The 11,301-nt window shown below is 58.3% G+C and carries 11 protein-coding genes; 7 read left to right on the forward strand and 4 right to left on the reverse strand.

What is annotated here, in order from left to right; all coding sequences use genetic code 11:
• From Q1W40_RS07235 to Q1W40_RS07245, 3 genes are all read right to left on the reverse strand, one after another.
• Window positions 1–1,079: PIN domain-containing protein (locus Q1W40_RS07235; protein ID WP_300710461.1), on the reverse strand; the 1,079-nt coding region annotated here is incomplete at its 3' end.
• 162 nt (window positions 1,080–1,241) lie between these two features.
• Entirely contained in the window at window positions 1,242–1,718 is a 477-nt protein-coding gene (locus Q1W40_RS07240; protein WP_300710462.1) for a peroxiredoxin, read from the reverse strand.
• A gap of 160 nt (window positions 1,719–1,878) precedes the next feature.
• Window positions 1,879–2,256 carry an Mth938-like domain-containing protein gene (locus tag Q1W40_RS07245; RefSeq protein WP_300710464.1) on the reverse strand — a complete coding sequence of 126 codons (378 nt, stop codon included), beginning with the start codon at window positions 2,254–2,256 and terminating at the stop codon, window positions 1,879–1,881.
• A 110-nt stretch (window positions 2,257–2,366) separates the two neighbouring features.
• Here Q1W40_RS07245 and Q1W40_RS07250 point away from each other — a divergent pair, with 110 nt between their 5' ends.
• The 6 genes from Q1W40_RS07250 to Q1W40_RS07275 are packed head-to-tail and all read left to right on the forward strand — an operon-like array spanning window position 2,367 to window position 8,436.
• Window positions 2,367–3,608, forward strand: a complete 1,242-nt coding sequence (locus tag Q1W40_RS07250) for a pyridoxal phosphate-dependent aminotransferase (protein ID WP_300710467.1) — start codon at window positions 2,367–2,369, stop codon at window positions 3,606–3,608.
• 54 nt (window positions 3,609–3,662) lie between these two features.
• Entirely contained in the window at window positions 3,663–4,985 is a 1,323-nt protein-coding gene (locus tag Q1W40_RS07255; RefSeq protein ID WP_300710469.1) for a homoserine dehydrogenase, read from the forward strand.
• Window positions 4,985–6,430, forward strand: coding sequence for a threonine synthase (thrC, locus tag Q1W40_RS07260; protein ID WP_300710471.1), 1,446 nt, complete (start codon window positions 4,985–4,987; stop codon window positions 6,428–6,430). Before Q1W40_RS07255 ends, thrC begins: the two co-directional genes overlap by 1 nt.
• Before the next feature lie 8 nt (window positions 6,431–6,438).
• On the forward strand, window positions 6,439–7,695 hold the full coding sequence (glp, locus tag Q1W40_RS07265; RefSeq protein WP_300710473.1) for a gephyrin-like molybdotransferase Glp: 1,257 nt from the start codon (window positions 6,439–6,441) through the stop codon (window positions 7,693–7,695).
• The gene (gene moaD, locus Q1W40_RS07270; RefSeq protein WP_300710476.1) at window positions 7,692–7,943 is read left to right on the forward strand and encodes a molybdopterin converting factor subunit 1; all 252 of its coding nucleotides are present in this window, start codon (window positions 7,692–7,694) and stop codon (window positions 7,941–7,943) included. The genes glp and moaD overlap by 4 nt, the downstream gene beginning before the upstream one ends.
• Window positions 7,944–7,947: 4 nt before the next feature.
• Entirely contained in the window at window positions 7,948–8,436 is a 489-nt protein-coding gene (locus Q1W40_RS07275) for a molybdenum cofactor biosynthesis protein MoaE (RefSeq protein WP_300710478.1), read from the forward strand.
• Window positions 8,437–8,449: 13 nt separating this feature from the next.
• On the opposite strand, the gene Q1W40_RS07280 is transcribed toward Q1W40_RS07275, so the two are convergent.
• Window positions 8,450–9,007, reverse strand: a complete 558-nt coding sequence (locus Q1W40_RS07280; RefSeq protein WP_300710481.1) for a hypothetical protein — start codon at window positions 9,005–9,007, stop codon at window positions 8,450–8,452.
• Between the two features lie 87 nt (window positions 9,008–9,094).
• Between Q1W40_RS07280 and clpB the strand changes: the two genes are divergently transcribed.
• Window positions 9,095–11,301 (forward strand): ATP-dependent chaperone ClpB (gene clpB / locus Q1W40_RS07285; protein ID WP_300710484.1); only part of this gene is annotated, 2,207 nt, incomplete at its 3' end.

An 11,301-nucleotide genomic window follows, 5' to 3' on the forward strand; every position in this document is an offset into this window, starting at 1 on the left:
GTCACAAAGTCCACATCGGGATCGGTCAGCAGGTTCATGGCGAAGTTCTGCTCGCGGTTGCGTGTGGTCACGCCCCAGACGGCGTTCTTTTGCGAAGTGAAATCCTTGAGTGTGCGCAGCACCGCTGTTTTGCCACGGATTTCGGTCACGCGGGCATACAGGCTGGGCTCGCCCGGAGCTTCAAAGTAGACGAACTGGTTCATGAACAGGCTGGGCACCACGGGGCCGGTGATCCGGTAGTAGGTGTGCGTGCCTTGCTGCCAGCTTTCCACGGTTTTGCCGTGCTTGGTCCAGAAGTCGGCGGGCAGCGCAAAAGAGCCGGGGTACAGCAAATCGCCGTCTTCCAGGGTCTTGTCGTTTTGGTAATCCTCGGCCTGCAGACCCAGGGCGCGGGCCTTGACCCGCATGTTGATGTCCTTGGAGACCAGCACCACTTCGCGCGGCTTGTGCAGCTCGCCCAGTGCTTTGACCACGCCCAGGATCTGGTTGTCGGCTTTGCCTTGGGGCAGGGCCAGGGGCAAGCTCAGGTCCAGCGCCTGGGTCTGGAAGAACAGCTGACCCAGTGCATCGGTATAGCCGGTGGTGTTCAGTGGAGAGCCTTTGCCCAGATCTGCCCCTTGTGCAGAAGCCAGCGCATCCAGCGAGCGGCTGGCCTGGCGGGCATTGCGCGCCACTTCGGTCATGCCTTTTTTATGGCCGTCGAGCTCTTCCAGCACGATCATGGGCAAAAAGACATCGTGCTCTTCAAACCGGAACAGGCTCATGGGATCGTGCATGAGCACATTGGTGTCCAGCACAAACAACTTGGTCGGGCCGCTTGGGCGTTTGCTGCGCGTTGGCTTGGCTTTTTCGCGGGGCGCTGGAGCTGCCGCTTGTGGCGCTGCAGCCAACTGCGCGGTTTCGCGAACAGGCGCGGCTTTGACGGGCTTGGCTGGGCGCTTGGCGCTGGTGGTCTGTTGCTGCGGCGCGGGCTTGTCCATGGCCTCTGATGCTGCGCTGTCATGGTCATCGAGCGGGTTGTCGAAAGCCTTGTGGGTCAGACGGCTGGCGCGTTGGGTAGGAGCGGGTGGCAGTGGCATGGACGAAAGCCTCTTGAAAAAAGTGAAACAAATGCCGTTAAAAAAGAAAAAGCCGCCTGGAGGCCAAGGCGGCTTTTCCGTGGTGTGTGGGGCTGATTTTCACCGGCATGAATTCATTATGCACGAGCCCTGTGACAACTTTGGAGAAATGATTTTAAAAAATCATTTGGCCTTTTTCAGGTCTTTGACGGCCTTGAGGACTTCCTCCACATGGCCGGGAACCTTCAGGCCGCGCCACTCTTGCTTGAGGGTGCCATCGTCGCCGATCAGGAAGGTGCTGCGCTCAATGCCTTTGACCTTCTTGCCGTACATGATCTTGTTTTTGACCACGCCAAACATGTGGCACATTTTTTCTTCGGTGTCGGCGATCAGTTCGAAGGGCAGTTCCAGTTTGGTCTTGAAATCGTCGTGCGACTTCATGTTGTCGCGCGAAACGCCAAAGACGGCTGCGCCTGCTTTGACGAAATCCTTGTATTTATCGCGAAACTGCATGGCCTCTGTCGTGCAGCCGGGGGTGTTGTCCTTGGGGTAGAAGTACAGCACAACGTTTTGGCCGAGATGGGAGACGTTCGAAACTTTCAAACCGCCTGTGGCGTTCGATTCAAATTCGGGGAGGGGCTTGTTCAGAACGATCGCCATAAAACTTTGATCTCGCTTGACTGGTTGAGCGTTTGCCACCATCGGTTGGCGTCAGCTTCGCTAAAGGCCATGAGCCTTGACAACCTTCTATTTTACTCTGAAAGCACTGGACTCGGACACCAGGATTCCATGGCCTGATAGGAATCCGAAAATGCATCCTTTAAGGTTCTATCAATAGCGCGGCAAGGACTTTGCGGCCTTCGCTGGCGAGGATGTTGTAGGTCCTGCATGCAGCGGCTGTGTCCATCGATTCCAAGCCGATGCCTTTGGCAATCAAGGGCGCCATCAAGGAAGCGGGGGGGAATTGCAAGCGTTTGCCACAGCCCAGAATGACCAGCTCGACGCCGTCTTTGGCCAGGGACTCAAAGGACTGCACATCAAGCTGAGCAAATTTGTGGGGCGCCCATGTCCATGAGGGCAAACCTTCCAGGCTGCTGACCACCACGGACTGCGTGTGCTTGAGTCCATTGACTTCGATCCAGTCCGGTCCATAGGCATTGATGGTGGGGGCATTGGATTTGTCGGGCTGAAGTTTCATGGGGTGGATCCGATGCGCGTCTGATGGCTTGTGGACTGGAGGCCGAAACAGGCCTGAAATTGTGGTCAAATTATAGGTTTTCCCTCACCGCAACTGCCTTTGGAGGCACTTTGAAGCCTATTCAGAAATCCGCCAAGCTCGCCAACGTCTGTTATGACATCCGTGGCCCCATCATGGACCGTGCCCGTCAGATGGAAGAGGACGGGCACAAGATCATCAAATTGAACATCGGGAACCTGGCGGTTTTTGGTTTTGACGCGCCCGAAGAAATTCAGCAGGACATGATCCGCAACCTGCCCAACTCGGCCGGTTACTCGGACAGCAAAGGCATTTTTGCAGCCCGCAAGGCGGTGATGCATGAGACCCAAAAGCAAGGCATTTTGGGCGTGACGCTGGACGACATTTACCTGGGTAACGGGGCCAGCGAATTGATCGTCATGGCCACCAACGGCTTGCTCGACGATGGCGATGAATTGTTGTTGCCTTCACCGGATTACCCGCTGTGGACCGCTGCGGCCAGCTTGTCGGGTGGCACGCCCGTGCACTACCGCTGTGACGAAGCCAACGGTTGGATGCCTGACCTGGCCGACATCCGTGCCAAAGTCACACCGCGCACCAAGGGCATCGTGGTGATCAACCCGAACAACCCGACGGGGGCCTTGTACTCCGATGCGCTGTTGCAGGGCATTGTGGCCATTGCACGTGAACACGGCTTGGTGATCTTTGCCGACGAGGTGTACGACAAGGTCTTGTACGACGGCGTCAAGCACACGCCTTTGGGCAGCTTGTCGCAAGATGTGTTGACCTTGACCTTCAATTCTCTGTCCAAGAGTTACCGCTCTTGCGGTTACCGCGCTGGCTGGATGGTGATCTCAGGCGACAAAAAAGCGGCCAAAGATTACATCGAGGGCCTGAACATGCTTTCGAACATGCGCTTGTGTGCCAATGTGCCAGGTCAGTGGGCCATTCAAACGGCGCTGGGCGGGCACCAGAGCATCAACGAGCTGGTGGGCGAGGGCGGCCGTTTGCGCAAGCAGCGAGACTTGGCGTATGAACTGATCACCGCCATCCCTGGCGTCAGCTGTGTCAAGCCCCAAGCGGCGTTGTACATGTTTCCCAAGTTGGATCCGAAGATGTACCCGATCCAGGATGACCAGGATTTTTTCCTGCACCTGTTGGAAGAGACCAAGGTCATGCTGGTGCAAGGCACGGGCTTCAATTGGCCGGATCCTGACCATTTCCGGATTGTCTTTTTGCCACATCTGGACGATCTGCGCGAAGCGATTGGCCGCGTGGCGCGCTTCCTCGAAGGCGCCCGCAAGCGTTTTGGCACCGAACATTTGGTGGCCTGATATTTTTTGAATCATGACCCGGAATGTTCGGGTCCAACTGTAGAAGAGAAGTCGATGAAACCGATCAAAGTGGGCCTGTTGGGCATTGGTACTGTGGGCAGTGGCACTTTCAATGTGCTCCAGCGCAACCAGGAAGAAATCCAGCGCCGTGCTGGCCGTGGCATTGAGATCGCCATGGTGGCCGACCTGAATGTGGCCCGCGCCCAAGAGGTGGTGGGCGCTGGTGTGAAAGTGGTGGCCGATGCCCGCGAGGTGATCGCCAATCCGGACATCGACATCGTGATCGAGCTGATCGGCGGCTACGGCATCGCCAAGGCCTTGGTGCTGGAATCGATTGCCGCAGGCAAGCATGTGGTCACGGCCAACAAGGCCTTGCTGGCCGTGCATGGCACCGAAATTTTTGCGGCTGCTCAAGCCAAAGGCGTGATGGTGGCGTTTGAAGCCGCTGTGGCCGGGGGCATCCCGATCATCAAGGCCTTGCGCGAAGGCCTGACCGCCAACAGCATCCAGTGGGTGGCCGGCATCATCAATGGCACCACCAACTTCATCTTGTCCGAGATGCGCGACAAAGGGCTGGACTTTGCTGTGGTGCTCAAAGAAGCGCAGCGCCTAGGTTATGCCGAAGCCGATCCGACCTTCGACATCGAAGGCGTGGACGCGGCCCACAAAGTGACTTTGATGAGCGCAATCGCGTTTGGCATTCCTGTTCAGTTTGACAAAGCTTATGTCGAAGGCATCACACAGCTGGGCGCAGCGGACATCAAATACGCCGAGCAACTGGGTTACCGCATCAAGCTTTTGGGCATCACCAAGCGCACGGCACAAGGTGTGGAACTGCGCGTGCACCCCAGCCTGGTGCCGACCCAGCGCCTGATCGCCAATGTGGAAGGCGCGATGAACGCCGTGATGGTGCAAGGCGATGCCGTGGGCACCACTTTGTATTACGGCAAGGGTGCAGGCTCTGAGCCCACAGCCAGTGCCGTGATTGCCGACTTGGTGGACATCACCCGTTTGCACACCGCCGATCCGCTCAACCGCGTGCCGCATCTGGCTTTCCAGCCGGGCGCGATGAGCGACCTTCAGGTCTTGCCCATGTCCGAAGTCGTCACCAGTTATTACCTGCGCTTGCGCGTGGCCGATCAAGCCGGTGTGCTGGCCAAGCTGACGGGTTTGTTGGCCGATGCCGGTATCAGCATCGATGCGGTCTTGCAGCGCGAAGCCGACCAGGTCAGCCAGGCCGGTGAAAACCAGACCGATGTGATCATCCTCACGCACGATACCCGCGAAGGCACGCTCAACGATGTGCTGGCCCAGATGCAGGCGCTGCCCACCGTGATGGCGCCCATCGTCCGTATCCGCAAAGAAGAGTTGAACTGATGCGTTACCTGTCCACCCGCGGTCACGCTGACCGCAAACGCTTTTGCGAAATCCTGCTCGAAGGTCTGGCGCCTGATGGCGGCTTGTACCTGCCCGAGTCATACCCCCATGTGGATGCCGATGCCTTGACGCGTTTGCGCCAAGTTTGGCAAAGCCAAGGCTACGCCGCCCTGGCGTTCGAGATCCTGTCGCTGTACATCGATGACATTCCGGCAGAAGACTTGAAAGCCTTGTGCCAGAAGACGTATACCGAGCAAGTGTTCGGCACGCCAGAGATCGTGCCGCTCAAGCCTTTGCAAAGCGCAGGCAACGCCAAACCTGATGTGTACCTCGAAGCCTTGTCCAACGGCCCGACGCTGGCCTTCAAGGACATGGCCATGCAACTGCTGGGCCATTTGTTTGAATACGAATTGGCCCGTCGCGGCGATGAGCTCAATATTTTTGGTGCCACCTCAGGCGACACCGGCAGCGCGGCCGAGTACGCCATGCGCGGCAAAAAAGGTGTTCGCGTTTTCATGACCAGCCCCCATGGCCGCATGAGCCCGTTCCAGCAGGCCCAAATGTTCAGCCTGCTCGACGAGAACATCCACAACATCGCCATCGAAGGCGTGTTCGACGATTGCCAGGACTTGGTCAAGGCCGTGTCCAATGATCTGGCGTTCAAGCGCCAGTACAAGATCGGCACGGTCAACTCGATCAACTGGGCCCGTTTGCTGGCCCAGGTCGTTTACTACTTTGCGGGCTATTTCCAGGCCACCACCGCCAATGATCAGAAGGTCAGCTTCACGGTGCCCAGCGGTAACTTTGGCAATGTCTGTGCCGGCCATGTGGCCCGCATGATGGGTTTGCCCATCGAGCGTCTGGTGGTCGCCACCAACGAGAACGATGTGCTGGATGAGTTCTTCCGCACCGGTGTTTACCGTGTGCGCGGCACAGCCGACACGCATGAAACATCGAGCCCGTCGATGGACATCTCCAAAGCCAGCAACTTCGAGCGCTTTGTCTTTGATTTGCTGGAGCGCGACGCGTCTAAAACCCAAGCGATTTTCGGTGAAGGTCTCAGCCGTGAAGGCTTCTTTGACTTGTCGGCCGATCCGCGCTTTGCCAAAGCCGCCAGTTTTTATGGCTTTGAGAGCGGCAAAAGCACCCATGCCGATCGCCTCAAGACCATCCAGCAGGTGTTTGCACAATATGGCGTGATGGTCGATACCCACACTGCCGATGGCATCAAAGTGGCCAAAGAGCATCTGAATCCGGCTGTGCCAATGATCGTGCTGGAGACGGCGTTGCCCATCAAGTTCGCCGCCACTTTGGTGGAAGCCTTGGGTCGGGAACCGGATCGTCCTGCGCAGTTCGAAGGCATTGAACAATTGCCCAAGCGCGTCACGGTCATGAAGTCTGATGTGGCGCAAATCAAGGCCTACATCGCTGAGCACTGCGATTGAGAACGCCCATGTCCAGCGCCCCACGAACGCCTTTGATGCCTCTGGATGAGGCGCTGGCCACATTGCTGCAGCAGATCACGCCATTGAACGGCTCAGAGTGGATTGCCACTTTCGACGCCGACGGGCGCGTGCTGGCCGAGGATGTGGTGTCGTCACTGCAGGTGCCTGCATTCGACAATTCGTCCATGGATGGGTACGCCGTTCGCTGTGCAGACTTGCTGCCAGGTGCCGAGTTGTCGGTGACGCAACGCATTCCTGCGGGCCATCAAGGGCAGCCTTTGCAAGCGGGACAAGTGGCGCGGATTTTCACCGGCGCGCCCGTCCCCCCGGGCGCTGATGCCATCGTGATGCAGGAGCAAGCCGAGTTGGTGACCGACGGTGACATTCCCCGTGTGCGTTTTACGCATCGGCCGCAAGTGGGGGAGTGGATCCGCCAAAGCGGTGAAGACATCCGCCAGGGGCAAACCGCTTTGCGTCGGGGTCAAAAGTTGGGGCCCGCTGAGCTGGGTTTGGCCGCCAGCCTCGGATTGGCCCAGTTGCGTGTGGTGCCGCGTCCTCGCGTGGCTTTGTTCTCGACAGGTGATGAGTTGGTGATGCCTGGCGATGTGGCACCGCAAGACATGCCCGCAGGCGCCATCTACAACTCCAACCGCTTTTTCTTGCGGGCCTTGTTACACCGCTTGGGCTGCGAGGTCAGTGATCTGGGCATCGTGCCTGATCGCCGTGATGCCACATTGGCCGCCCTCAAAACAGCCGCTGATCACCATGACCTGATTTTGACCAGCGGCGGCGTGTCCGTGGGCGAGGAAGACCATGTGAAACCCGCCGTGCAAGCTTTGGGCGCTTTGGCTTTGTGGCAAATTGCCATGAAGCCCGGCAAGCCCTTTGCCTACGGCCATGTGCGCCGCGAAACGCAAAACGGCACAGCCCATTTTGTGGGCTTGCCGGGCAATCCGGTCTCCAGTTACATGACTTTCCTGCTTTTGGTCAGGCCCTTGATCTTGAAGCTGCAGGGCGTTGAAAACCTGGCCCCCGAGTGCCTTCAGTTGCCCGCCCATTTCGAATTGCCCAAAGCCGATAAACGCCGGGAGTTCTTGCGCGCTCGCCGCAACGACCAAGGGGGACTTGATCTGTTTCCCAACCAGAGTTCGGGGGTTTTGACCTCGGTGGTTTGGGGCGATGGCGTGATCGACAACCCGTCGGGCAAGACCATTGCTCAAGGCGATATCGTCCATTTTTGGCCCTTCGCGGGATGGTTGTCATGAAGATTCAAATCCGTTATTTCGCATCTTTGCGCGAGACCTTGGGCATGCCCGGCGAAACGCTGGAGACCACCAGCGAAGATGTTGCCGCTTTGCGTGAGGAGTTGATGGCCAAGGGCGGCGCCTATGCGCAAGCCTTGTCGTCGGGGCGTGCCGTGCGGGTGGCGGTCAACCAGGTCATGGCGTCAGGTGATACCCGCTTGTCCGAGCATTGTGAGGTGGGTTTTTTCCCGCCGGTCACCGGGGGCTGAAAGCATGTCCGCTCGTGTGCTGATTCAGACCGCCGACTTTGACCTGAGCGCCGAGATCGATGCGCTGCGTGCGCAGGATTTGCGCGTAGGGGCCGTGTGCAGCTTTGTTGGGACCGTGCGCGATACCCGAGCCTTGACCGGGCAAGCGCAAGACGAAGTCCAGGCCATGGAGTTGGAGCATTACCCGGGCATGACCGAAAAATCCATCGAAGCCATGATCGATGAAGCGCACACGCGCTTTGATTTTTATGGCGCACGCGTGGTGCACCGGGTGGGGCGCTTGCTGCCGGCTGACCAGATCGTGTTGGTGGCGGTGACTTCCGCCCACCGGGGTGAGAGTTTCAAGGCCTGCGAATTTTTGATGGACTACCTCAAAACCCAGGCGCCTTTCTGGAAGAAAGAGCAAACACCCGAAGGAGCGCATTGGGTGGATGCCCGCGTGTCCGACGATGCGGCCCTGGCCCGCTGGGGCATTCAGGCCACCAACGCTTGAGGGCTTGGCGCACTCAGTGCGTGTAGCGCGGTGGCGTTTCGGGCTCCAGCGCAGCAGGCTCGACGGCCGCAGACACATTGGGGGCCGTGGTGAAGCCCCATTCGGCCTTGACCAAGGCTTGTTGTATCAAATGAACCAAGCCGTGCACCAGGCTCGCTTGCAAGTTGAGCTGGCAAGACTTGACGGCGGCATCCACCGATTTTTCCTGGAAAGTCATCAGCAGGCCACCACTGGCTTGCAAACTCAGCTGTGCGTCTGTGATCAACAGCGGCTCTTCCCCCAAGGGCCGTTGTTCGGCTTTGGCCTCGAATGGGGTGGAGAAGTCGGCTTTCTGCAAAAACGCATCCCGTTTGATTTCGGTGAGCATTTTTTGCGATGAAGGATCGGGCGCGGCCACCCCCGGCTGACTGGCCTCCAGACGAACCACCGATTGGTCAATGGCCGGCATCAGGCGCAGGCACATCCGGCGTGTCAGCCAAAAGCGGAACTCTTGCTTGTCGAGTGTGTTCAAACGCAACAAGATCCGGTCTTGGCGCTCTTCATAACTGACTGAAAGCTGGTGAATGTTCATGATTTGATTTTAGGCAAATTCCACGACCACTTTGGCGCTTGAAAATGCCCAGAGTGGCCCAAGCTTGGAAACATTGGAGAAACATTCATGCGCATCGATAAATTGACCACCAAATTTCAGGAAGCCTTGGCCGATGCCCAGTCTTTGGCTTTGGGCCGTGACCACGCCTACATCGACCCCGCACATGTGCTGGTGACCATGCTCAAGCAAGATGAAGGGCCCAAAGCCCTTTTGCAACGTGCTGGTGTTCAGGTCCCGGGTCTGTTGCAAGCCTTTGAGGCGGCGGTGACCCGTTTGCCGCAAGTGACCGGGCAAGATCAGGTGCAGGTGGGGCCTGACTTGGTCAAATTGCTGCAGGCGGCTGAAAAGGAGTCCATCAAGCGAGGCGACGCCTTCATCGCCAGTGAGTTGTTTTTACTGGCTTTGGCCGACAGCAAAACCGAGGCCGGGCGGCTGTGCAAGGAAAACGGACTCTCGCGCAAGAGCCTGGAGTCCGCCATCGATGCCGTGCGTGGCGGCCAGACCGTGGGCAGTGCCGATGCCGAGGGGCAACGCGAAGCCCTCAAAAAATACTGCATCGACCTGACCGAGCGCGCCCGCATTGGCAAGCTCGATCCCGTGATTGGTCGCGACGATGAAATCCGGCGTGCCATCCAGGTCTTGCAACGCCGCACCAAAAACAACCCGGTGCTCATCGGTGAGCCTGGTGTCGGCAAGACCGCCATTGTCGAAGGCCTGGCCCAGCGCATCGTGGCCGGTGAAGTGCCTGACTCGCTCAAGGGCAAACGTGTCTTGTCGCTGGACATGGCCGCTTTGCTGGCCGGTGCCAAGTTCCGTGGCGAGTTTGAAGAACGCCTGAAAACCGTGCTCAGCGAACTGGCCAAAGACGAAGGGCAGACCATCGTTTTCATTGACGAGCTGCACACCATGGTGGGCGCAGGCAAGGGCGAGGGCGCGATGGACGCGGGCAACATGCTCAAGCCCGCCTTGGCCCGGGGCGAGCTGCATTGCGTGGGGGCGACCACGCTCGATGAATACCGAAAGTACATCGAGAAAGACGCGGCTTTGGAGCGTCGCTTTCAGAAAATCCTGGTCAACGAGCCTTCTGTGGAAGCCACCATCGCGATCTTGCGCGGCTTGCAGGAGAAATACGAAATCCACCACGGTGTGGACATCACCGATCCTGCCATTGTGGCTGCGGCTGAGCTGAGCCACCGTTACATCACGGACCGGTTTTTGCCGGACAAGGCGATTGATCTGATCGATGAGGCTGCGGCCAAAATCAAGATCGAAATTGACTCCAAGCCCGAGGTCATGGACAAGCTTGATCGCCGTTTGATTCAGCTGCAAATTGAGCGTGAAGCCGTGCGCAAGGAAAAGGACGAAGCGTCTCAAAAACGCTTGACCTTGATCGAGGAAGAAATCATCAAGCTCAAGAAGGAAGCGGCCGATCTGGAGGAAATCTGGCAAGCCGAAAAAGCCCAGGCCCAAGGCGGCCAGCAAGTGCGCGAGCAGATTGACCAGTTGCGCCAGCAAATCGAAGAGCTGACCCGCAAGGGCGATTTCAACAAGGTGGCTGAGCTGCAATACGGGCAATTGCCCGCCTTGGAAAAAACACTCAAGGACGTGCAGGCCAAAGAAGCGGCACCTGGCGAAAAGCCGGTGCACCGCTTGCTGCGCACCCAGGTGGGTGCCGAAGAGATTGCCGAGGTGGTTTCGCGTGCCACAGGCATTCCCGTGTCCAAGATGATGCAGGGTGAGCGCGAAAAACTGCTGCAGATGGAAGACAAGTTGCACCAGCGTGTGGTGGGGCAAGACGAAGCCATTTCAGCTGTGGCCAATGCCATTCGCCGTTCGCGCTCTGGCCTGTCCGATCCGAACCGCCCAACAGGTTCTTTCTTGTTCCTGGGCCCCACTGGCGTGGGCAAGACCGAGCTGTGCAAAGCCTTGGCGGGCTTCTTGTTTGACAGCGAGGAGCATTTGATCCGTGTGGACATGAGCGAGTTCATGGAGAAACACTCGGTGGCCCGTTTGATCGGTGCGCCGCCGGGCTATGTGGGCTATGAAGAGGGCGGTTACCTGACCGAGGCCGTGCGCCGCAAGCCCTACAGCGTGTTGCTGCTGGACGAAGTGGAAAAAGCCCATCCGGATGTGTTCAACATCTTGCTGCAGGTGCTGGACGACGGCCGACTGACCGATGGCCAAGGCCGTACGGTGGACTTCAAGAACACGGTGATCGTCATGACCTCCAATTTGGGCTCGCACCTGATCCAGGCCATGGTGGGGCAGCCCGC

Origin of the sequence: Limnohabitans sp. (assembly GCF_030158565.1) — a bacterium.
Classification (GTDB): Bacteria; Pseudomonadota; Gammaproteobacteria; order Burkholderiales; family Burkholderiaceae_C; genus Limnohabitans_A.

What these genes read in the sequence shown, in the direction of transcription:
- Q1W40_RS07240 (WP_300710462.1), bottom strand. Translation starts at nt 1,718, where the DNA reads ATGGCGATCGTTCTGAACAAGCCCCTCCCCGAATTTGAATCGAACGCC.
- Q1W40_RS07245 (WP_300710464.1), bottom strand. Translation starts at nt 2,256, where the DNA reads ATGAAACTTCAGCCCGACAAATCCAATGCCCCCACCATCAATGCCTAT.
- Q1W40_RS07255 (WP_300710469.1), top strand. Translation starts at nt 3,663, where the DNA reads ATGAAACCGATCAAAGTGGGCCTGTTGGGCATTGGTACTGTGGGCAGT.
- thrC (WP_300710471.1), top strand. Translation starts at nt 4,985, where the DNA reads ATGCGTTACCTGTCCACCCGCGGTCACGCTGACCGCAAACGCTTTTGC.
- glp (WP_300710473.1), top strand. Translation starts at nt 6,439, where the DNA reads ATGTCCAGCGCCCCACGAACGCCTTTGATGCCTCTGGATGAGGCGCTG.
- moaD (WP_300710476.1), top strand. Translation starts at nt 7,692, where the DNA reads ATGAAGATTCAAATCCGTTATTTCGCATCTTTGCGCGAGACCTTGGGC.
- Q1W40_RS07275 (WP_300710478.1), top strand. Translation starts at nt 7,948, where the DNA reads ATGTCCGCTCGTGTGCTGATTCAGACCGCCGACTTTGACCTGAGCGCC.
- Q1W40_RS07280 (WP_300710481.1), bottom strand. Translation starts at nt 9,007, where the DNA reads ATGAACATTCACCAGCTTTCAGTCAGTTATGAAGAGCGCCAAGACCGG.